At 39.7% G+C, this 24,511-nt stretch carries 16 protein-coding genes; 1 reads left to right on the top strand and 15 read right to left on the bottom strand.

Annotated features, from left to right (window positions below):
* Positions 1 to 39: 39 nt before the first annotated feature.
* From fliD to F0Q01_RS09840, 14 genes are all read right to left on the bottom strand, one after another.
* Positions 40 to 2,214, bottom strand: a complete 2,175-nt coding sequence (gene fliD / locus F0Q01_RS09905; protein WP_090488535.1) for a flagellar filament capping protein FliD — start codon at positions 2,212 to 2,214, stop codon at positions 40 to 42.
* A 16-nt stretch (positions 2,215 to 2,230) separates the two neighbouring features.
* A complete protein-coding gene (locus F0Q01_RS09900) occupies positions 2,231 to 2,644 on the bottom strand; it encodes a flagellar protein FlaG (RefSeq protein WP_090154420.1) in 414 nt (137 codons plus the stop codon).
* A gap of 284 nt (positions 2,645 to 2,928) precedes the next feature.
* Positions 2,929 to 3,945, bottom strand: coding sequence for an SPFH domain-containing protein (locus F0Q01_RS09895; protein WP_090488533.1), 1,017 nt, complete (start codon positions 3,943 to 3,945; stop codon positions 2,929 to 2,931).
* Between the two features lie 121 nt (positions 3,946 to 4,066).
* Positions 4,067 to 5,257 carry a bifunctional phosphopantothenoylcysteine decarboxylase/phosphopantothenate--cysteine ligase CoaBC gene (coaBC, locus tag F0Q01_RS09890; RefSeq protein WP_090488531.1) on the bottom strand — a complete coding sequence of 397 codons (1,191 nt, stop codon included), beginning with the start codon at positions 5,255 to 5,257 and terminating at the stop codon, positions 4,067 to 4,069.
* 102 nt (positions 5,258 to 5,359) lie between these two features.
* On the bottom strand, positions 5,360 to 6,226 hold the full coding sequence (locus F0Q01_RS09885; protein ID WP_090488529.1) for an ECF transporter S component: 867 nt from the start codon (positions 6,224 to 6,226) through the stop codon (positions 5,360 to 5,362).
* A gap of 163 nt (positions 6,227 to 6,389) precedes the next feature.
* Positions 6,390 to 7,943: a GH25 family lysozyme gene (locus F0Q01_RS09880; protein WP_242941865.1), complete on the bottom strand. Its 1,554-nt coding sequence runs from the start codon at positions 7,941 to 7,943 to the stop codon at positions 6,390 to 6,392.
* A gap of 181 nt (positions 7,944 to 8,124) precedes the next feature.
* Positions 8,125 to 10,140, bottom strand: coding sequence for a methyl-accepting chemotaxis protein (locus tag F0Q01_RS09875; protein ID WP_090488525.1), 2,016 nt, complete (start codon positions 10,138 to 10,140; stop codon positions 8,125 to 8,127).
* A gap of 145 nt (positions 10,141 to 10,285) precedes the next feature.
* The gene (locus F0Q01_RS09870; protein ID WP_090488522.1) at positions 10,286 to 12,631 is read right to left on the bottom strand and encodes a clostripain-related cysteine peptidase; all 2,346 of its coding nucleotides are present in this window, start codon (positions 12,629 to 12,631) and stop codon (positions 10,286 to 10,288) included.
* 118 nt (positions 12,632 to 12,749) lie between these two features.
* Complete coding sequence (locus tag F0Q01_RS09865; protein WP_090488520.1) at positions 12,750 to 14,240, bottom strand: methyl-accepting chemotaxis protein; 1,491 nt, start codon at positions 14,238 to 14,240, stop codon at positions 12,750 to 12,752.
* Positions 14,241 to 14,421: 181 nt separating this feature from the next.
* Positions 14,422 to 16,125 carry a phosphoenolpyruvate--protein phosphotransferase gene (gene ptsP, locus F0Q01_RS09860; protein ID WP_090154436.1) on the bottom strand — a complete coding sequence of 568 codons (1,704 nt, stop codon included), beginning with the start codon at positions 16,123 to 16,125 and terminating at the stop codon, positions 14,422 to 14,424.
* 16 nt (positions 16,126 to 16,141) lie between these two features.
* Complete coding sequence (locus tag F0Q01_RS09855) at positions 16,142 to 16,405, bottom strand: HPr family phosphocarrier protein (protein WP_090154439.1); 264 nt, start codon at positions 16,403 to 16,405, stop codon at positions 16,142 to 16,144.
* 222 nt (positions 16,406 to 16,627) lie between these two features.
* Positions 16,628 to 18,532 (bottom strand): PTS fructose transporter subunit IIABC, encoded by a 1,905-nt coding sequence (locus F0Q01_RS09850; protein WP_090488518.1) that lies wholly within the window; start codon positions 18,530 to 18,532, stop codon positions 16,628 to 16,630.
* Positions 18,533 to 18,540: 8 nt separating this feature from the next.
* A complete protein-coding gene (gene pfkB, locus F0Q01_RS09845; RefSeq protein WP_090488516.1) occupies positions 18,541 to 19,449 on the bottom strand; it encodes a 1-phosphofructokinase in 909 nt (302 codons plus the stop codon).
* 14 nt (positions 19,450 to 19,463) lie between these two features.
* Positions 19,464 to 20,216 (bottom strand): DeoR/GlpR family DNA-binding transcription regulator, encoded by a 753-nt coding sequence (locus tag F0Q01_RS09840; RefSeq protein WP_090154445.1) that lies wholly within the window; start codon positions 20,214 to 20,216, stop codon positions 19,464 to 19,466.
* A 332-nt stretch (positions 20,217 to 20,548) separates the two neighbouring features.
* Between F0Q01_RS09840 and F0Q01_RS09835 the strand changes: the two genes are divergently transcribed.
* Complete coding sequence (locus F0Q01_RS09835; protein WP_090488514.1) at positions 20,549 to 23,575, top strand: EAL domain-containing protein; 3,027 nt, start codon at positions 20,549 to 20,551, stop codon at positions 23,573 to 23,575.
* A gap of 76 nt (positions 23,576 to 23,651) precedes the next feature.
* Here the strand turns inward: F0Q01_RS09835 and F0Q01_RS09830 are convergent, their stop codons facing one another.
* Positions 23,652 to 24,500, bottom strand: coding sequence for a carbohydrate ABC transporter permease (locus F0Q01_RS09830; RefSeq protein ID WP_090488512.1), 849 nt, complete (start codon positions 24,498 to 24,500; stop codon positions 23,652 to 23,654).
* Positions 24,501 to 24,511: the final 11 nt, after the last annotated feature.

Here is a 24,511-nt window from a genome sequence, read left to right as displayed (position 1 = left end):
AATTTCTAATAATGCCTTTTATTACTTGCCCGGCAAAGCTTAGCCTCCAAGTAATGATGTGATAGAAGATGAATTGCTCTGTAATTGTGAAAGCGCTTTTTCCATTTGAGCAAACTTCTTATAATATGAGTCTTCCATTTCTGTAACTCTATCAGTCCATGTCTTGATAAGGTTGTTATAGTTAGAGTACTCTGATGCCATTTCCTTATCATTGTAAACTGTGTACATAGATTTAACAGATGTAGACTTCATCTTCTTATCTAAGTCTTCGTAAAGACCTTTAGTCATCTGCTTGAGAAATTCGATAACTTTTTCTGGATCTTCTGCTAGAGCTGCACGAAGCTTCTCAGGGTTACCAGATGTCTTTGAATCCTCTGTATCACCATCAATATGGTAAGCATAGTTCTCATTTTTTGCGGCGTTCAATGTTCCAAGTGTATGAATGCCAAATGTAGACCATGAAACAGACTGACCATTAATGGTATATGACTTCATCATTGACATAGTCATTGTAGAAATCAAACTGCTAAGACTATTATCCCTTCTAAGTAAGGAGTCTTTGATCTTCTGCTCCCACTTTTCGATTTCAGTCTCAGACATTTCATTCTTCTCATCATCTGTAAGTGGCTCATAATCCTTTGCAGAATCTGCATTGTAGAGCTTCTGCATTTCATTCATGAGAGTATTATATGATGTGAGGAAATCCTTTACCTTGTCATATAAGCTATCTGTATCTGTTGCAACTGTTATACTGATAGGACTATTTTCTGCTGTAAGGGCCTTTGCTTCAATAGTAAGTCCATTTACAGTAATTGAGTTTGTGCTACCCTTATATGTAACACCATTTAAAATAATCTCTGAATCAGAACCATCAATTTTAACTGCTGCATTAGCATTATCTAAAGCTGCATCATCTGCACTAAGTGTATAAGCAAGCTTCATTCTATAGGAAACGCTATTTGCCAGCTCTAAGTTATCTGACTGAGTCCAGAAATCACTATATCTGTACTTATCGTCTTCAAATGAGCCATCATTTGCTGCGCCAAAGTTTTTCTCAATATATGAAGCCCATTTTGCATTTACAGGATTCTCTAATACTGCATCCACATCAGCCTTTGCCTTTGCAATTGCAGTGTTTTTAGCAGCCTTCTCGGCGTCTGTTGTCTCTGGCATAGCCTTGGCCGCTGAAAGTTTTACATATTCATCTCGGATGGCGTTAAGGGCTGCTGTCATCTCGCTTTCGGTTGCTGCCGCAGCATCGTCATCGTATTTTCCTGCATTATAGATTTCCTTGCCGTAAGCTACAATATCACTTTCTGTAAGAGTAGACCAATCTACATTCTTACCATCAAGATACTCTGCAATCTCTCTATAGCTAGGCTCTGCATTAATTGCATCTGAAGCTTCCTGCTTTTCCTCATCAGTAGCTGTAGAACTATTAATTATGTCCTTGTAACCTTTTACAGCTCTAATTAAGCTTGCGAAACCGTCAGCATCACTTACTACACTGCCGTATTTTCTCTTAACTAAGCCCTCTGTATTTACTGTGCTCTTGATAGACTTAATCTCAGAATCAGACAATAGTCCCAGCTTCATAAGGTCACTAAGTCCCTTAGTATTATCTGCGGAGATTGAAAAATCACCATCTTTGCCTGATTTTTGTGCACTTATGAAGAATCTATTATTCTTCTCATCGTAATTGGCATCTAATCCAGCTTCTTTGAATTTGGAAACAAGCTGGTTAACTGTCATTGTCATATCAAGCTCAATCTTGGTAACCTTTGTTCCTGTACGAACAGTAATAGCTCCCTTGTCTGTTGTACCAGAAACAATTCCAAGCTCTGAAAGATTAGAATCCATTTTGATACTATCTGCTAACTTACCACCAGTTACATAAGCTGATGTAGAAAGCTTTTTTACCTCAAGTGACTGCGTGCCGTTGATGGCATTACCACTTGCTGTAGCTGTAGCCTTTGTTGTATCGCTAACTGTTGCTTTCTTGATTGCATAGTTAGATGAGTAGCGCATGTTACCAACTTCGGTATAAAGGCTATAGACTTTGCTATTAAGGGTCTTCCAAGCATCCTGCTTCCAAGATAGCTTGGTCTGAGCCTTAGTATATTTTTCCTTTTTATAGCTATAGGCAGATACTAAAGCACCTACAAGGGCCTCGGTATCTAATCCCGATGCTAAACCTGATAATCTAATAGGCATATACTACCTCCAAAATCTATCTCTTCTCATCAACCATAATTCCTGCGAGCTCCCATGCCTTTGCAATAAGGTCAAGAGTCTCTTCTGCTGGAAATTCCTTAATGACTTTTCTGGTCTCTTTATCAACCATCTTAATCATTACACGATTTGTTCCTTCGTGAATACCGAATACTGCTTCGGCGTTACCCTGTGCAGAATTAATCTTGCTAATAGCTTCTTTTAATGAAGAAGTTGCTTGTGCTGCACTGTTTTCATCTTCATTCTGTTCAAAACTAGGGTTTTTATATTCAGCCTCGCTGGCACGTATTTCTTTTGCTGCAGTTGTAAAATCAACTGGCTTACTCTCTGTTACCTGCTGTACTGGCGCTTTTGCTGAACTTCCCTGTCCCTGGTAGTTACTTACTGAACTACTTACTTCGCCTATTTTCATTGCTCTTTCCTCCTTACGTCCTTAAGATTTCGGTCCCACTCCTCAATCCTTTAGGACAACATACATCCGTGTACCTATGGGAAATTATGTCCTCCGAACACTCAGCTGTTGTGCTCGGATTACAGTCTACAAAACTATATTTGTATAGTCTTCTAATTCCTGTATCGGACGATAATTACAAAAGTTTATAGTTAAATTTTAAAATTTCTTTATTTTTTAATGCCTGGAGTAAAAATAAGGCCCCAGAATATCTCTGGGGCCGCATCTTAGCTGCTTATATATTATTATGCCTGAAAATCTACATGCTCACCCTTGGCAAAGTGCTGTGTTGTAGCACCCTTGTCATCATCGATGCAGCATGGGTCTTCTGCCTTTGCTTTGGCAGGCTTAACTGCCTTGGTGTCTATAGGTGTATTGTTGCCAAAACCAAGCATCTCTGTCTTGAATGTGAGATCAGCTGCTGCAGTAGCAAGGTCTGTTGGAACCACAATTTTTGTAGCTCTACCGTCTCCCATCTTCTCAAGAGCCTCAAGTTTCTTAATAAGAAGAACTCGCTCATCCATGTTGGCTTCCTTGAGCATCTCGATACCCTTTGCCTCTGCCTCATATACAAGGCGGATAGACTCAGCCTGACCTGTTGCACGAGCAATGGCAGCATCTCTTTCTGCCTCAGCCTTAAGTACAAGTGCCTGCTTGTCACCTTCTGCCCTAGTGATAGATGCCTGCTTGTGACCCTCTGCCTCAAGAAGTGTCTCACGGCGATCACGCTCAGCCTTCATCTGCTTCTCCATTGAGCGCTGAATTTCCTCTGGTGGAATAATATTCTTAAGCTCAACTCTACCTACCTTGATACCCCATGGATCAGTAGCTTCATCAAGAATAACACGCATCTTTGAATTGATGTTGTCACGAGATGTAAGTGTCTGATCAAGCTCTAACTCACCAACAAGATTTCGAAGTGTTGTAGCTGTAAGGTTCTCAAGAGCAAGTATTGGACGCTCTGCTCCATACGCGTAAAGCTTAGGATCTGCGACCTTGAAATAAACTACTGTATCAATCTGCATGATAACGTTATCCTTTGTGATAACGCCCTGTGGTGGGAAATCAGCCACCTGTTCCTTTAAAGAAACTCTCTTTGCCACCCTCTGAATAAATGGAATAATCACATGAAAACCAGCCTGAAGTGTTGCATGATATTTTCCCAAATTCTCAACTACAAATACATATCCCTGAGGGACAATCCGAATTCCCATGCATAAAAGCACGAAAATAATCAATAAAATAATTAACAAAGCTCCCATAACTTATCCTCCTACATTAAATGATTAACTTCATTATATCCTTTTCTATACTTGATTGCATCAATGTAGATAATAATTCTATAAAATAAAAAAGGCATTGCAATCGCAATGCCAATTATTTCTACTTGCCTATAATTGTATCAAAGATGGCGTGTGCCACATCATCCTTTGACATGATAGGTAACTGTCTTGTGTCGCCCTTTGTAATCAAGGTAACTACATTGGTATCTGTGCCAAATCCAGCACCCTGGGTGCGAAGATTATTAGCCACAATCATATCTACCTTTTTCTTGTCCAGCTTTTTCTTTGAGTTCTCAAGCATGTTCTCTGTCTCCATTGAGAAACCACAAATAAACTGGCCCTCTTTCTTATGCTCTCCTAAATAAGAAAGAATATCCTCGGTTCTCTCAAGCTCAATAGTTGAGCCCTCACCGTCTTTTTTCTTGATTTTCTCTGCCGCTACATTGATAGGTCTATAGTCAGCAACTGCTGCAGATTTTATTATAATGTCACAATCAGCAGCTCTTGATTTAACTGCCTCAGCCATCTCTGCGGCGCTTCTAATATTAACTACATCCACAAACATTGGTGGCTCTATACTTACTGGACCAGACACCAAAGTAACCTCTGCACCACGTTCCATAGCTACCTTGGCAATGGCGTATCCCATCTTGCCTGTGCTGTGATTAGTAATGAAACGTACTGGGTCAATTGCCTCCTCTGTAGGACCAGCAGTGACTAACACCCTTTTTCCTGCCAAATCATGTTCGTGACCAATTTCTCTGAGAATATAAGCAAGCAGAACATCTGGCTCTGGCATCTTGCCCGCACCTGTGTCACCGCATGCTAAATATCCACTAGCTGGATTAATTATTTCAAATCCATATTTCTTAAGAGTCTCAAGATTATCCTGGACAATCTGATTTTCAAACATATTTGTATTCATAGCTGGACTAACAAGCTTTTTACATTTAGCCGCTAGAATGGTAGTGGTAAGCATATCATCTGCAATGCCATGAGCCATCTTGGCTATAACATTGGCGCTGGCTGGTGCAACCATAAAAATATCTGCACGCTTTGCCAAGGCTACATGCTCCACATTAAACTGAAAATTCCTGTCAAATGTATCAACAAGACATTTGTTTGATGTAAGTGTCTCGAAGGTAATAGGATTTATAAAATTGGTAGCATTTTTAGTCATGATTACATTGACATCTGCCCCAAGCTTAACAAGGGCTGATGCCAGATTGGCAATCTTATATGCTGCTATTGAGCCTGTAACTCCAAGAACAACGCATTTTCCTTTTAACATAAATCCTTACCTCCAAAGAAGAATAAGTTAGTATTGCTGTTTATATCACTTGCTACGATGGCTCACATATTATGAGCCATCTGCTATTTCTTAAAAAATTAATTAGTTCTTTCCTGCCACTGCCCCTGCTGGGTGAATTTTATCAAGTACGATACCCACAAGGTAAACAATAATTGCGCCAACTACAGCTTCGATTACACCATTAAAGCTGATGATTCCACCAATTACTGCCATAAGTGCACTAGGGTCAATCTGTAAAACCTCTGCATATGGGTCCTTATAGAAAAGATAAATGCTTCCCATAACAAGAAGTGTATTTGTCATTGCGCCTGTGATACCTGCTGTAACAAAAGCAAGAGTCTTAGCATCCTTTTTCATAAATAAAAACTCGATTGCTACAAACACAACTATACCGATAATCACAGCGATTACCTTTGCTGTAGAAGCACTGATTGCAAATTTTCCTTCTGTAATCATCTTGTTAGTAAAGGCGAAAACACCAAATCCAACAATAAATGAAACTACTGCATTAATAATTGAGCCGTAGATTACTTTTTTGTCTGTGGCAATAGCCTTCTTAATTCCAATGAATACAAAATATGGAACTACTCCAATAATAATTCTTGGCACAATTGCAATAAATGTACTCTTGAATACTAAAAGAAGTGCCTCTCCTATTCCATCATGTGGAAGCATAGTAAGTGCAGCCACTGGTGAAAAAGCAAATGCTGATGGAGTTGGGGTAAGTGAACTCTTAACAAAACTTGTTACGCCAAATACTCCTCCAAGAAATCCGCCTTTCTTAGGTCCTAAAAATAAAGAACCAATGATAACTGGAATATGAAGTGTTGTTGCATTAATAACTACGAGTGGAATATATCCGAGTGGTGTGACAGCCATTGCAATAATAATGGCCATAAATAACGCTGTGAGCACGAGCTCATAGGTCTTAGAATTTTTGCTTTGCATTTTGTTCCTCCTTTTGGTAGAAGCCTCCACGGGTCTCCTCCTGCTAAAAAACATAGCAAGCGTTAAATTTTTAACAGCATCTGAATTCTAACATGATTTTTAGAATCCTACAACTATTTCTTTTTCACCACTTATATCGCCACATGGTATTTTATACTTAACGCTATTCTGCCGCCTTCAAGTAACTGCTTACACAGTAGAGAACCTGCCCATTGTACTCTACTCTGGACCAACCATATTCATTATTAATTCCTGTTCTTGTAAAAGTGGTTCCTGCATAGACTGTTGCCACCACTACAGAATCTGTATCAGTAACACTTGGCTTAGAGCGCAAGTTAATTACTTCCTTTGGTGTTACCACTTCATTTACATCAGTAAACTTTGTTCTAAAGCCAGTATCAGTAGATGTAGACTGGTCTGCCGCAGGCTGTTCCTGAGCTGCCGGCTGTGTAGTTTGAGCTGGGGCACTTAGATCTGTAGTCAAATAGCTTGAAACAGCATAGTAAGTCACACCATCATAGACAACTCTAGACCAGCCACTGGAGCTGACACCTGTACGTGTTGCTATCTGTCCATTTGTAAGAGTCAGCATTACCATGCTGTCTGCCCCTTGGCTTGGGATATTTCTTAGATTAGTCTGACTCTTAGCTGTGACTGTCTCGTTTACTTCATCAAATTTCATCAAGGCCTCTACGTCAGCTGATGCCTCCTCACGACCAGACGTGTCCTGAGCAGATGCTGTGGCATCATAACCAAAATACGCCACATCAACATCCACCTTTTGCTTTATTCCTGGCACTGAGCCCTGATTGGTGTACTGCCACATTGCGCACTGTCCATCATAAGCAGGTCCATTAGCAATGTTGCTTGTATCTTGATTGTACCAAGCCATCCATATCTTGTAGCTCTTTTCGATTGTGCTTGTCTTCCATTTTGCATCAGCAGACAGCTCATTTCTTGAAGCGTAGAACATCGGTGTATATCCCTTGGCTCCAATCTCCTTTAAAAATGCCATGGCAATATTGCTTCGCTGATCTACTGAAAGTCCATACTGACGGCTTGAGCTATTTTCAAATCCCTCGCAGTTATATCCTACGGGATAAGTGATTGAATATTTTGAAATGTAGTTGGCCACCCAGTCTGCCTCCTCAACTGCCTCATCAGTTGTTACAGCTGTGGAGAAAAAATATGCGCCAACTTTTATTCCATTTTTCTCGGCCTCTTGCATATTATATTTTGCATTGCTATCTGCCTTTATCTCACCTGTTGTGGAATCTCTATATCCAACACGTACCATTGCAAAATCAATTCCCGAGCCTGCCACCTGAGCCCAGTCTATAGTGCCCTGGAATTTTGAAACATCAATACCATATGTAATTGATGTATTTTCCCCTGCCACATTTGAACTAACTAAATCTGATACTTCTAGCGCCTGACCAGTTTCCACTGTCACTGTAATCTGAGGGTCAGTTGCATCTTCTTCCGTAACTACTATTTCTTCTTCAGGTTCTTCATGAATTGCTTCTTCTTCAGTTTTAACTGCTTCAACCTTCTCCTCAACTGGCTCATCTTCTGTAACCTTTGTGACTATATTAATTAGCAAAAAAGCTCCGCCAACTGCCACCAAAAGAATAACTAGAAACATACCAACTATCACTAGTCTTCTCTGTATCATTTTGCGTCTTCTGCGACTTCTTCTATCATTTCGTCTTGCCACGATAATTCTCCCTTTAAATCTTTTGTACTGTAATAATATACCACAATTTAATTTTTGTCGCAGAGCGAAATATCTTCACAAAAAAGAGTTTTGCTTAATAGGATATTACAAAGCAATTTCCTATTAAGCAAGAAAAGGCTGACACCTTAAGTGCCAGCCTAATGCTTCTATTACTAATATTTTATTTAAAGAATGACATCTCGTTATTCAGCTGTTCTGCAACATCTCTAAGTCCTGTAGCTGAATCAGCAAGGTTAGATACTGTAGCTGAAAGTTCTTGAACTGATGCACCTGTTGTCTCAGAAGAAGCTGCGTTCTGCTGAGATATGGCAGAAAGTGATGACATTGCATCTGATACGACATCATTTGAAGCCACGCAAGTGCTTGCTCCATCAGCTATGCTCTTTACGCCCTCTACTGTCTCTTCGATATCAGCAAGCATTCCATTTACAGAGCTAAGCGTCTCTCCCAATGCTTCCTGCTGTTCAATATTACCCTGGCGAACCTGCTCTGCTGCTGCAACAGCCTGCTCTGCCTCAGACAAAAGAACATCCATTACCTGACGAATCTCCTGAGCCATATTCTCTGAATCGTCAGCAAGCTTTCTAATCTCCTCTGCTACAACGGCGAAGCCCTTACCTGCCTCACCAGCTCTTGCTGCCTCTATTGATGCGTTAAGCGAAAGAAGATTGGTCTGGGAGGCGATTCCAGAAATACCTTCTACTCTCTCATTAATATCTCCTACTGCCTTTTGCGTAGCACCGATTGTCTTTGCAATCTCTTCAATCTTAAGAGTCATCTCGCTGCTTGAATCCTGAAGATTTATAAGGGACTTGCTAGAAGCCTCTGATGCATCCTTCATTCTCGCTGCAAGATTTTCCATATCATCTGTAGAACTCTGCACTCCGCCTACAGCATCTGTAATCTTTCCAACATTCTCTGCTGCCTGCTGAATTTCCTCTGCCTGCTGAACTGCTCCTGTTGCAATCTCCTGCACTGCAGTTGAAACTCCTGCTGTTGTTGCAGAAATCTGATTAGCCATATCTGATAATTCTTCAGATGAATTGCCGACTGTAGAGGCCGACTGCTTAATATGTCCTACTATCTCATCCAGCTTTTCTATTACAGTATTTGAGCTCTTTACAATCTCTCCAAACTCATCCTTCCTCTTAGAAAATCCGGATATACGTTTGAACTTACCATCTGCAAGCTCTGATAAAGAATCATTAACTGCATTGATTGGCTTTGTAAATCCATTTGCCAATATTACTGAGATAATAGCAACAATGATTAACAACACAAGACCAATACCAATAACTATGTATGCAGACTGTCTTGCTGCTGCCATAATTGCACTTTCTTTTATTGCCACACAAACTGTAAATCCAGAAAGTGTATCCTTAGCAAATGATACATATGTAGGATAGCCAACTGCAGTAGACCTATATGTTCCCTCAATAGCATCACTATTCATATAAGGTGATGAGCTGAAATTCATCACCTGATCTTCTGACGTAATCTCATACTGAGAATGTGCTACTAAATCACCATCTCTATCTACGATAAATCCTTCATCACTCTCTGCTTCTAGGATAGTATGGAAATCATTTACATTGTAATTTCTGTGTACTGTACCAAGAATTCTTCCTGTGTCAGGATCTTTTACAGGTGCTGCCATACTAATACTTCGTACACCTGTAGATTGGCTGGTGATTACATTTGATACTGCAAATTCACCCTTCATGGCCTGCTGCCAATATTCTCGTTCACTAATATCAACTAGCTTGCCATCATCATCTCGCAGTACCATCCAACCCTTGTCATTTGTTAAAACTACTACATTTCCATCATCTAAAAACTCATCGATGGATTTCATCTGAGCCTTCAGATCATTCATGTCCACCTCTTCGCCCTTCATAAAAGCGATAACTGTTGGTGAATCAGCAAATGAAGTAATAGCTGACTGGTTAGTAGTAATAACCTGTGCAATAGCAGCCTCCACGTACCAAGTCTGCCATTCCAATGAATCGATTGCATCCAGTTTTGCCTTTTCCGTAGATGTGTAGTAACTGATTCCTACTGCAATAACAAGTGGAACCATCGCCACCAAAAGCATGGCTACAATCAATTTGGTTTTAATACTTTTGCTCCAAGCTATACCCTTTTTCACTCCCCGTTTAGCCCTTTCCTTTCCCATAATCGCCGTCGCCTCCTTGTTTGTAATAGTTACTCCCTTTACTTCGTCAAAACAGCGTGCTTTGCAAAAGTAGTGTCACTATTTTTATATTAGCTCAACGGGATTTGGAAAGTGTGCTTTTTGTGTGAACAATTGGCTAAGGCTTCTATTGTTTTAGAGCGTCAGTGTAGTATTCGTTTCCATAAATATCCGTAAATACGTATGAGATTAAAAGTTCACTGTCCTCAATAACAAGATTTGTAATCTGCATCTCAGACATATCCTTATCAATTGTCATCTGCTCACCGAGATAATATTCCTCTTCGATGCTAACATCATCCCCCGCCTTGGCATAATATTTGCAGATAAAATCGATTGTATCTCCTGGCTGAAGCTCAGTAAGATTCTTTGCAATAACTTCTGTATTTTCATCATATCCAAAGACAGCTCCAGCTACATAACCATCTTCATGAGCTGAATCAAATACCAAAATCAAATCTGCTCTCTGACCATTTAGCATAACTGGAACTCGGCCTGTGATAGTGTAGTTATCAGATGTGCCAGTTGTATCGATATGATAATAAGCAACAATCTGACCATCTATTGCAAGCCAACTTCTATCCGTATTTGCGATAAGATTTCCTTCTTCATCCCACTCAAATGTATTATCAAGTCCTAAATCGATATATCCATCACCGTCTTTTACAAGTGTGGAAAGCTCTATATCCTGAACGTTTTCCCACTGATTTTCATCTAGGGCGATAACTGTATCCCCAGCATCATTTTTTGTCCATTGAAGATTAGATAAATCCAAGTTGTTTTCAGCAATATACTCTGCTGCAATTTCTCTATCCACACCATTTTCAAGGAACTTATTTCCGCTTGCGGATGAAAGCATTCCAAGAATCTGACCAATAGCCTCTGGGCTAGTTAAATCGATTCCAGAACTGCTGCCTGAACTACTAAATATGCTGCTTGGGAATTGGTTATTGTTTGTAGCCTGCTGACCATAGTATTCCATGGAAGCAAACTTCTGAATGCACTCACTATAGCTATCATCCATGCCAATCTCATCATAGGTAGACACCATATTATCTACCTTGCTAGTCTGACGGTATGGGAAATAGATTGAAAGACCATAGGCATTTGTCATATTTGAAGAGGTCTTGTTATATTTAACTGCCCCTAAAAGCGACTGTGCCAATTCCTTGCCTTCACTATTATCAAGCTTTACTGCAAAATCGATAAGGTCAATCTGATCGATTCTAGATGAACTAGCAAACTCTCTTGTGCTTGCTCTTGCATCGGAAACAACTTTGTATTCCTTTTTCTCAATCAATGAAGTTGTTGAATTTGCAAATCCCTTCAAATCCTCAGGAACAGTTGCAGAAAGCTCCGCCAAATCTATAAGGGAAAGAGTAGTCTTCTGGCCTGGGCACTGCTGACCACACTGAGCCACAAAATCATCCACAATTGTCTTTCCTATCTCAAGAGTAGACTGTGAAGAATTGCCACTTAAATTTGTAAGCCAATTGGTATAATACCAACCGATACCAGGCTCTGTTTCCTCAGATGCAATCATATAATCACTGTGGGAATCAAGCATAAGACCTGTTTCAACTGTGGCCATAAGACAAGCATCAAATCCAATGAAATCATACTTCAAGCCACCATCTGTAAGTGCCTTATTAATCTCAGCCAAGTCCATTGAACCTGCATTTTTATGCTTTTCATCGTAGCCGTATCCAGTTACTGAACCGCCGCCGTGATCCCAGAAGATAAGAGCATATCTATTGGCAGGAAAATTCTGTCCGCCCCACTTAATAAAACTAGACAGTGTATTTGGGTCAGTCATTGGAAGGTCTCCGATATTGTCTTTAAGCAATGCCATCTTACCATTCTTAATCTGGTAAATCTGGTTGGTTCTATTACTTACAACAGAGTTCTTCCAGCCTGCACAACCACCTGTATACACAAGAAGATTAATATTTCCAGACACAGTAGCATTAAGCATCTCCTGAATGTCCTTTGATGCCATAGCCGCTCTAGATTCAAGGTCAGTGCCGCACATATACACCATAATAGTCATGGTATCAGCGCCATTGCCCTTTATTTTTGTGTACTTCTCACGGGCTGAACTTGCTACAGACTCGTCTAACACTCCTGCATTGGACTTCATGCTCCATGTAGAATTACCACTTTGAGACATGCTAGTATAGCCTCCACCTAAAAGAGTAGATGCTAAAGTAGATATTGTATTGCCTGCAGTGCTACCTCCTGTGCTACCACCGGAGCTTCCGCCTGAGCCACCGCCTCCTAGAAAGGCGCCAAGACCGCCGCCTCCACCAAGCAATATAATAAGTGCAAATATCAGTAGCTTTCCAAGGCCACCGCCTCCGCCGCCATTTACACCACGGTTGCCACCTGAACCGCCACTAGTCCCCGTTGGACGACGATGAACACTTCCACTTCCTGTTACATTCTTTTTTCTTGATATAGGTCTGTCAGCCATCTTTCTCCTCCCGTTCATACAAAATGACTCTAATATCTTTATTTTACACTTTTATCTAAAAATGGCAAAAAAATCAGAGGTCCGTGTAGTTAGACCTCTGATAGTTTTACTATTTAAATTATTTTAAAGCCATTTCTTCCATTTCCTTAGCTATCTTATTGATTACCTCAAGGGTATTATTCATATTGCTAAGAGCTTCCATGGCGTCATCACTAACTGAGCCAACAGTATCTGTGGCTGCCGCTACTTCCTCTGAGGTAGCAGAGAGGTTGGTGATGTTGTCCATAATCTGAGTGTTGGCATTGATTACATCATCCACAGATGCCTTGACCTGAACTACTCCAGAGCGAAGGTCGTCTGTACCTGTCTTGATTGCATCAAGCTTTGTGCCTGTCTCTGTGATGAGTTCATTTTGCTTTGCGGCATACTCAGCAGATTTTGACATGGCAGCTGATGCTGATCTAGCGTCTGATGTAAGACGCTCTATGATTCTCGAAATCTCTTCTGTTGCCTCTCTAGTGCTTTCAGAAAGAGCTCTGATTTCATCAGCAACTACAGCAAAGCCTTTTCCTGCTTCACCGGCTCTAGCAGCCTCAATGGATGCATTAAGCGCCAGCAAGTTAGTCTGACTTGAAATACCAAGGATTGTCTCTGTGATAGCCTGTACATCTTGAATACTGTCATTAAGTGCCTGGGTTGTGCTTGCTGTTTCTATGTTGATATTTGCAACTTCCTCAGCCTGCCTCTTAAGCTGATTAATAAGTGATACACCGTCATTTACAGTGCTTTCCACCTGACTAGAGACTTCATCGATTGTGTTGGCCTCTTCACCTACAGCCTGAATGCTTTCCTGGATTACGGCTGTCTTATTTGTCTGGTTTTCTATAGCCTCTGCTGTATTTTTTGTACCCTCAACAATCTCAACAACTGAGTCATGTACTACATTCATATGGTCATTAAGATTATTAGATACTTCATTAGCTTCTACGAATTTATTATTAAGCTGCTCTGCTAAATCAACAATTGCCTCAGATGTCTCTTTGATATCTGTTGCCTTGTCCTTAATAGTATCAAGTGTCTCTGTAGTCTGGCGACGCTGCTGTCTACAAACGATAACTGCCATTGTACATGCAATAATACTAAATAAAAACTGTGTGGTAAGATTTTGTCCTGTGATTGCCCCCTCACTTACCTGCATAAATCCTGAAGCCAAAAGACATACATTGGCGATAATACATCCTATTCTTACAGTGTTTGCCTCACCATAAATCATTACTATCAAAATAATGGTATACATGAAAATATACATGTGAGAATCACTTGGCTTAAATATATTAAGAACAAATAGAACCACCATTGATAGGGTGACGCAGTATTTGTAAATATATTTTTCCCCATACATAATAGCCCCTACTTGTAATAGGATAATAACTACAATCGCCACAACAAGTCTTACTGTATCAAGAGGATTTACCCCATTAAAACACAATGCACGTATTGCAAAAAAGGCAATTGCTATAGCTGCTATTGTACCGCAGTATCTAGCAAGCTTATTTCTCTCGGACATCTGTCTTTTCTCGATTTCCATCTTTCCTTGGGCTTCACTCATATTTTTTCCTCCACACTATGTATGCAATTAAAAATCAATAACGCTAAACACACTGCTAGTAATTAACAGTATATCAATAATAGTCTGAAATTTGTATGAATTAGCAGAATTTTCACAAAAGATTCATTGCACAAAAAAATCCCTATACCGATGACTGGTATAGGGATATAAAACAATCTAATTATTTAGCTGAAGCTTTAAGTAATTCAACGATTTCCTTTTCAGTAGAAAGGCTAAGAACCTTCTCTGCTAAAGCGTCTGCATCAGCCTTTGACCACTTAGAAATGATTGCACGAGCTGTAAGTACAAGAACTGGGTTAACAGAGTACTCATCAAGTCCAAATGAAATCAAAAGTGGAATCATGAGTGGATCAGCTGCTGCCTCACCGCACATGCCAACAGGAATACCTGCTTCGTTAGCTGCTGCGATGATGTTCTTGATTGAACGAAGAACTGCAGGCTGGAATGCTGAATAAAGGTAAGCTACCTTAGCATTTCCACGGTCAACACTCATTGTATACTGTGTTAAGTCGTTTGTTCCGATTGAGAAGAAATCTGCTTCCTTTGCAAGCATATCAGCAATAAGTGAAGCTGCTGCTGTCTCAATCATGCAACCAACCTGAATGCTAGGATCGAAGCTAATACCCTCGTTAGTAAGCTCCATCTTGCACTCTTCAACAAGTGCCTTAACGGCTCTAATTTCATCAACACATGTTACTAAAGGAACCATGATCTTAACTGTACCAAATGCGCTGGCTCTTAAGATTCCTCTAAGCTGTGTCTTGTAAATGTCTGTGTTGGCGAGGCAATAACGTACTGCTCTATAACCAAGGAATGGATTCTCTTCCTTCTCAAGGTTCATGTAAGGGATTTCCTTGTCACCACCGATGTCAAGTGTACGGATGATAACTGTCTTGCCTGACATAGTCTCAACAGCCTCTTTGTACGCCTCGAACTGCTCATCCTCTGTAGGAAGATGTGGCTTGTCCATGAATAAGAACTCTGAACGGAAAAGACCGATGCCCTCGCCGTCGCACTCAATTGCCTTCTTAGCATCCTTAGGGGTACCGATGTTACAGAAAAGCTCTACTTCCTTGCCATCAGCTGTAAGTGTAGCCTTGCCAACGAAGTTCTTAAGCTCTGCCTGTGCACGGATGAACTCCTCACGCTTGATAACGTACTGAGAAATAACATCCCCGTCTGGATTGATATATACATCACCCTCTGTACCATCAACGATAGCAGTGTCCTTGTCCTTAACAATCTCACAAATATTAGGAATTGAAAGAACTGCAGGAATCTCTAAGGCTCTAGCAAGAATAGCAGAATGAGATGTCTTGCCACCAACCTCTGTAATAATTCCAACTACATTTTCTTTTACGATCTGTGAAGTCATAGATGGAGTCAAGTCATGTGCAACCAAAACAGTACCTGGTGCAACCTTGCTGATATCTACGTCTTCTACCCCAAGTAATATCTTAAGCAAGCTGATTTTGATATCAGAAATATCTGATGCACGCTGACGCATCATATCGTCCTCCATCTTAGAGAACATACCGATGAACATATCGCATACTGCAGTAACAGCAGCCTCTGCGCACTGTCCAGCCTCAATCATCTTAGTCATCTCGCCTGCCATTGTAGGATCAGCGATCATAGCTAAGTGACCCTCCATGATTTCAGCTTCCTTAGGACCAATATTCTTTCTGATATTCTCTGCCATCTCGGCTGTCTCAGCCTTAAACTTTTCAATGGCATCATTAAATCTTGCCTTTTCAGCATCTTTGTCTGCTACTGGCTTAGAATCAAACGATAAATCGTGCTCAGTAATGAGACAAATGCTACCAATACCAATTCCCCTAGACGCTTCTATGCCTTTGTACATAGGTTCCTCCTTAGAATTAATCTCCGAGACCGCTCTCAACAAGCTCTACAGCCTTTGCAAGTGCTGCTTCCTCATCTGGACCATCTGCCTGAATCTCGATCTCAGCACCACACTTAATGCAAGCTGCCATAAGCATCATAACGCTCTTTCCATCGTACTGATTACCATTGAATAAGATCTTAACGTCTGAATCAAATGGTGTAACAGCTGCGCTGAAAACTGTAGCTGGACGCATGTGAAGTCCCTGCTCATTTGTTACCTTAACTACTTTTGAAACCATAATATAAAACTCCTTTCGTTTCATGCCTGTATCTTATAATACCTTATAAGCGTAAAAATGTACTTATATACTTTATAGAAAATCAATTGATTTGTCTATAATTGTTCTTCTAAAAAATACATAAAAAATTAGAAAAAATCAAACAATTTTTACAAACAATAATTCCGAGGGTCGCCCCTCGGAATTAAAATGAAATGTTTTTATATACGGAATAACCGGAATTTACTGTGCTACATTCTTCTTTAAAATTCCAAGTAATAGGCAGCTAGCTGCTGAACCTGCTAAAAGTGCAACAAGGTAAAGTGCTACGTTACCAACAACTGGGAATACGAAGATTCCACCATGTGGAGCCATAAGTGTACACTTAAATGCCATTGAAAGAGCACCTGCAAGACCAGAACCAACCATAAGTGAAGGAATTACACGAAGTGGATCTGCTGCTGCAAATGGAATAGCACCTTCTGTGATGAAGCAGAATCCCATGATAAAGTTAACTGGACCAGACTTTCTTTCATTCTCTGTAAACTTCTTTGGGAAGAAAATTGTAGCAAGTGCGATTGCGATTGGAGGAACCATACCACCAACCATAACTGCTGCCATAATCATCCAGCCTGTCTCATTTGCTGCTGCAAGAGATGCTGTACCAAATACATAAGCTGCCTTGTTGAAAGGACCACCCATATCTGTAGCCATCATTGCGCCAAGAAGTACTCCAAGAGCTATCATTGAGCTTGTTCCCATACCCTCAAGCAATGAAGTAAGTCCTGAGTTCAACGCACCCATGATAGGATTGATTGCACACATTACTACTGATATCAAAAGTGTACCAAATAATGGATAAATGAATACCGGTTTGATACCTTCCAGTGAAGCTGGAAGAGCCTCACAAAGCTTTCTTAAACCAAGAACAATATAACCTGCTGCAAAACCTGCAACTAATGCTCCAAGGAATGCTGATGGAATATCTCCACCTGGTGATGCAAATGTTGCACCAGTAGAAGCAAGATAACCACCTACGAAACCAACTGCAAGACCTGGTCTGTCAGCAATTGACATTGCAATGAATCCAGCAAGGATTGGAAGCATGAATCCAAATGCACCACCACCAATTGTCTTAAACCATGCTGCAACTGGTGTATTTGAACCAAAGTTACTTGGGTCAATTGAATAATCATCAAGCAAGAATGCGATAGCAATAAGTACACCACCACCGATAACGAATGGAAGCATATGAGATACACCATTCATTAAGTGCTTGTAAATCTTACGACCTACTGATTCGTTAGATGAATCTGTCACCCTAGCTGCACCACTTGCATGCTGATATACAGAAGCCTTGTCAGCTTTTTCAATAAGTGTCTCTGGGCTGTGGATAGCTTCCTTTGTAGATGCCATAACAACTTTCTTGCCATGGAATCTCTGCATATCGATGTTCTTGTCACATGCGATAATAACAGCATCAGCCTCTTCAATTTCCTTAGATGAAAGCACATCTTTTGCTCCACCGGAACCATCTTTTTCAACCTTGATTCCATAGCCTAACTCTTTAGCCTTGAGCTCAAGAGCCTCAGCTGCCATAAATGTATGAGCAATACCAGTAGGACATGCTGTTACAGCAACAAGCTTCTTTGAACCAGTTGCTGCTGCAGATGTAGACTGGCTAGCATCCTTTTCAGCTTCCTTCTCATCAATAAGTCCTAAGAACTCATCAACTGACTTTGCTGCAACAAGCTTCTTACAGAATGAAGCATCCATAAGCATTGTCATAAGCTTTGAAAGAACTTCAAGATGTGTGTCTGCGCCACCTTCTGGAGCTGCAATCATGAAAAGTAAATCACTGTTTTTGCCATCAAGTGCCTTGTAATCAACACCATCTGGACATGTAATACCAACGAGACCAGCCTTTGCAACAGCTGCTGACTTACCGTGTGGAACAGCTATACCGTTACCTATTGCTGTAGAGCCCTTAGCCTCACGCTCTAAAATAGCTGTCTTGAATGCTGCCGCATCATTCAAGTTGCCTACTGCCTCATGAAGAGCAATAAGCTTGTCGATTGCTTCGTTTTGATCAGCAAGAGAAACACCAAGTTGGATTCCCCTAGGATCAATGAATTCTGAAATTTTCATATTCCCTCCTAATTTAACCCTTTGTATAAATTATTTATATCAACAGCTTTAGCTAGGCCATCTGAGAAAGCCGTTGCGCTTCCAGCTGCTGTACCCATTTTAAGAGCGGTTTCATAATCCTTTGACTTCATGTAGCCAGCTACAAAACCTGCTACCATCGAATCACCAGCTCCTACCGAATTTCTAACCTTCCCCTTTGGAACACCTATGCGATAGCGCTTCTTGTTTTCATCAACAAGCATTGCACCGTCACCAGCCATAGAAATCAGAACATTTCTTGCTCCCATTTCCTGAAGCTTGAGGGCTCCTTCATATATCTCATCATCATTCTCAAGTGTCTTTCCCACGATTTCACCAAGCTCAAAATTGTTTGGCTTAATCAAGAATGGATGATACTTAAGAACATTTGTGAGTAAATCCTTTGTTGCGTCTACTACAAACTCAATACCCTTTCCATCAAGCATAGAAAGAATTCTTTCATATACATCATCTGGAAGTGAATTTGGAATAGAACCTGCCAGAATAAGCATATCTCCTGGAACAAGTCTTGAAAGCTTGTTGAAGAGCTGCATCTGTGACTCCTCGTCAATCTTTGGTCCCTGAGCGTTAATCTCAGTTTCCTCTGCTGCCTTGAGCTTTACATTGATTCTGGAAATTCCTTCTTTGAGCATTATGAAATCTGTATCGATTCCTGCTGCCTGAACCCCTTCATCAATAGCTCTTCCGGTGAAGCCTGCCACGAATCCAAGGGCTGTTGATTTTATTCCAAGCTCTGCGAGAACCATGGAAACATTAATACCCTTGCCACCGAAGTAGTACTCCTCACTACATGAGCGGTTTGTCATTCCTGGGAGTAAATCACCATCCATTCGAACCACATAATCTAGCGCCGGGTTAAATGTAACAGTATAAATCATTCTTTTTCCTCCATTTATTCTTCACAAACCTTAACAACCGTATGATTTGAATATTCCTTTGCAGAAAGCGAATCTGTGATTATGCAGCAATCATTAATCTCTGCAAATGTCACCGAATTGATTTGATCGAACTTTGTATGGTCAGCGAGGACGTAAGCCATATATGCATGTCTTATTGCCTCGGTTTTAATCATTGCCTCGTCTACATCTGGAGTTGTAAATCCCGCTCTTATGGAAATACCATTTGTTCCCATAAACGCCTTTGTGAAATGATATTTTTTGATTATCTCCACACAATCAGGACCAACAACCGCCTCTGTTGCTTTCTTTAATCTTCCGCCAATCATAATTGTCTCAAGACCTTTGTCTATAAGCTTCTTGGCGTGAACAATACCATTGGTAATAAACTTTGCTTTATAGTTGTCAATGTAATCAATCATTGCAAGGGTTGTTGTTCCGGCATCTATGTAGACAAAATCATTGTCCTGAATAAGACTTGCTGCGTATTTGCTTATTGAATCTTTTTCGTGGATGTTTTTTTGCGCTTTTATTTTTACGGCGTCTTCTTTGGTATTAACATCTAAAGAACTCATAGATGTAGCCCCACCGAAAACTTTGATCAATTGTTTTGATGCATTAAGAGCATTAATATCTCGTCGAATTGTAGCTGCGGATGTATCAAGCAATTCAACAAGTTCATTAACCGAAACCGCTTTTTTCTCGTTTACAATTTCAATAATCTTTGTCCGTCTCTCTTCAGTTAACATATATCCCACCCCTGCAATATTATGATTATTTGTGATTAACACAATCAAAATATAGCACGATAATTTTCACTTATCAATCATTAATGCTCATAAATAATCACAATCGCTCAATTTTTGTTAAAATAACCATTTTCGACCTCTCCTTTTTGGTTAAAAAGTTCAAAAGAATTCAACTGGCTCAGACAGCATTATTGTTGATTAGAAGACGCATCAGATTATTAGTCCATTAACAATCATTTTTTCTCAAGATTAGACAACAATTTTTATAAAAATTCTTCACATTTAGGTGCTAGAATATCAAAACACACAATAGAAGATACTGGGGTTTAACTATGGACGAAAGAGAGATTTTCAAGGAAAGTCGTGACGAACTCACCGGTTTATTAGACAAGCCCGCTTTTTATGAATGGGGTCAAGAACTCATCGATGATGCCGAAGAGGGTAGTAACTACGCTTTTATTTTCCTTGATATGGAAAATTTCAAACAGTTCAATGCTAACTATGGATTTGAAAAGGGCGATGACCTGCTAAAAGATATTGCCCACATCCTTAGAACAGTATTTGATAGTCAGTTGGTTTCTAGATTTTCTGGAGACCATTTTGTTGTGTGCTCAGATATCACTCAGGTTGTGCCAGCTATTTTAGAAGTTAAAAAACAGGTAAAATCCCTTCAACAAGATATAAACTTAGAGCTTAAGGCCGGTGTTTATTTATACGATGGCGAGGTCACAAATGTAATACGCTGCACCGATAGAGCTCGTATTGCCTGCGCATCTATCAAAAAAAAATATGACATCGATTATAAATTCTATGACGCTGAGCTAGGCGGTCATTTAGCCAGAAAACAATTCATCATTGATAATCTTGTAGAGGCTCTTGCCAATAAATATATTCAAATATATTACCAGCCAATTGTCCGCTCTCTTACAGGCGAAGTCTGCGGCTGGGAGGCTTTGGTTCGCTGGATAGATCCAAATAAGGGTACTGTTTACCCAAATGAATTTATCTCCGTGTTAGAGGAATACCATCTTATCCATAAGCTTGATTGCTATGTTATGGAAGAGGTTATTTCAACCTTCGCAAAAATGGAAAAGGCAGGTATGCGTGAGGCTGTTCCTGTTTCTATCAACCTGTCTAGAATCGATTTTGAGATTATTGATATCGCAAGCTATATGAATGAACTCCTAGATAAATATCAGGTAAAAAAGGAGCTCTTCCATCTGGAAATCACTGAATCTGCACTTACTAAAAATCCAGAGTTTATCCGTGAGCAAATTTCAAGAATCCGTAATTGCGGTATAAAAGTTTGGATGGATGACTTTGGAAGTGGATATTCATCTCTTAATGTCCTAAAGAATTACGAATTTGATTTGGTCAAAATCGATATGGAATTCTTGAGAGGATTCGATGTAAATGACAACGGTAAAATCATCCTGAAGCATGCTATTTCTATGTTAAAAAACCTTGGTTTTCATACATTGGCGGAGGGTGTTGAAACCAAGGAGCAATATGATTTCTTACGCAGCTTAGGCTGTGAGCTTATACAGGGATACTACATAGGTAGGCCTGTTCCTCTTGAAGAGGGATGCGAGCAAATGCATCTTGATGACAGAGATTTTGAGAAATTAGACGAACGCCATTTTTACAATAAACTTGGTTTAATCGACCTATTAAAACAGAATCCGCTTCGACACGTTACTAGTCAAAAATCAGATGCCCTGCCTCTTGCTATCGGTATCGTAAAAAATAAAAAATGGAGTTTCTTATACATTAATGATGCTTTCCAAGAAATAATAGATTCACATCCTAACGCTCAAGGCTCTTTAGAGTCTGTTGAAAAAATGATTAACACCTATAAATCAGGCCCCGGTCCACTTTCTATGTTCTGGGAATTGTGCTTCCAAAGTAAGCAAAGTGGTCTTCCAGAAAGTATTGAATTTGTCGAAAATGGCAAGATTGTAAATATGCGAATCAAGCATGTTACCACAGAAAATGCTCTTGGATTTGACGCTTATCTTCTCTCTATCAGAATGCTTACTCATTATGTAAATGAAAGCTACGAGGAAATAACCAATACTGTTGGTAAATATATGTTTTCACTGTTTGAATGCGTTGATTTATTCGGTATTGATACTGATTACTTTGAAAACATTTACCTGTTCAATAGCAAAGTCCATATAAATAACCTAAACAAACCCGCAAGAGAAGTAATAGAGGATATTGCCCTTAATCGTGTTCATGAAGAGGACCGTGAATCCTTTAAAGACTTTATGAATATAGATACCATTGAGGAACGACTTATTCAAAGCAATACAAATTTGCTAGAGGGCTTCTTCTATCTCAATGATGTGTACGACAACTATGTGCTTAAAGCCGTCACTCTTAAAGTGGTTTATGTTATGAACCAGAAAATGATGTTATCCTGTGTTCTTCCTGTAAGCCAATATGTTGTTTCTAGAATTTCACAGGTAACTAATTTGATGAGCAAGAAAAATCACAGTTCTTTAAATACAACTGAGCAGTTTTCATTTAGAAACATTCTTAATCATTTACCTATCGGTGTATTCTGGAAGGATTCTGACCGCAGATTTTTAGGTGCAAATCATATATTTTTGGAATACTATGGTTTCCCATCTGTAGATTATATTATTGGAAAAACTGATGAAGATATGGGTTGGCACATTAATCCTGAACCATTTAAACAAGACGAGCTTAAGATTATCAAGGAAGGCCGCTCTATCATAGATGCACCTGGAGAATGCATCGTCCAGGGTCAGGTCAGAAATATCCTTGCTACCAAACATCCATACGTGGTAAATGGAAACATTATAGGTTTGGTAGGCTATTTTATCGATGTTACTGAGCACCTGCAGAAAAGCGGAGAAATGAAAAAGCTCGCTTCTACCGATTCTCTTACAGGCCTTATGAATAGACGTGGCTTTGATGAAATCATACCTAAGTTTATTAAGCAATATGAGCAGGAAAAACTTGATTTTGCAGTTATTGTCATAGATGTAAATAAGTTTAAGCAATATAACGATATTTATGGTCATACTTTTGGTGACACAGTTTTAACTACTGTCAGTGAAAAACTCAAACGAATTGCTGGAAGTAGCAGCGTAGTCATCCGCTATGGCGGTGATGAGTTTGTTGTCTTACATCAATATGCTCATCCATCAGAAGTGGAAAGCATTATGCAGGAAATTGACATTAACATGGCCCAGATAAAGCAGATTGAAAGCGAAAATATAAAAATTACTGTATCAAAAGGATATGCATTTTTCTCAGACTACAACGACATAAAAAAGGCTCTTGATGCGGCTGATAAAAAAATGTATGAAGGTAAAAAGATTAGATAACTAAAAGGGGGAACCTGCCATATGACAGGTTCCCTTTTTTACCAATAATTATTTTCTCCCTACAAAAAGACAACTTTTACTCTTTTACACCACCAAGGGCAACACCAGCTATGATGAATTTTGAGAGGAACAGATATGCAATGATAATAGGAACAATTGCAACTGTTATCATCATATATATTTTACCCATGTCAAAGTTCATATAATCAGCGCCTCGAAGAGTAGCTATAAGAATTGGCACTGTAGCCTTGTCCTTTGACTCAAGTACAAGAGCAGGAACGAAGTAATTGTTCCATGAACCTACGAATGTAAATATTGCCTGAACTGCAATGGCTGGTTTCATGATAGGAAATACTATTTGATTGAAAATCTTTATCTCGCCACAACCATCTATTCTGGCCGCCTCCACAAGGGATAACTGAAGATTAGACTTCAAATAGCTATACATGAAATAGAACACCGCTGGGCTTGCAATTGAAGGTAAAATAAGTGGAATCAAAGTATCATAGAATCCCATATTTCTAATCAATCTAAGGAAACCTAGTGCAGTAACCTGAGTTGGCATTACAAGGATAACCATGATAAATGTAAATGCCACTTTTTTAAGCTTAAAGTCATAAACATATAATCCAAATGCAGTAAGTGCTGAGAAATATGTGCAGATGGCAGCGCAAAGGCTGGAAACGATAATACTGTTTACAATGCCTTTGAGCATAGGGAAGGTGCCATCATTTGCAACATTTCTAAAATTGACCAAGGCATTTGATTTTGGCAATGCCGAAAATCCCTTTTGAAGCTCAGCATGGGAACATGTTGAATTTACTATCAAAATATAGAAGAAGAACAAGCACATAAACGAAAGAATTATAAGTGTAAAATGAGCCACAAAGCTTCTTGCTATATTGCTATTATTTTTTCTTATCATATGGCTCCACC

The sequence above is a fragment of the Pseudobutyrivibrio xylanivorans genome (assembly GCF_010906925.1).
Classification (GTDB): domain Bacteria; phylum Bacillota; class Clostridia; order Lachnospirales; family Lachnospiraceae; genus Pseudobutyrivibrio.
This window is presented reverse-complemented; position numbering and strand designations above follow the sequence as displayed.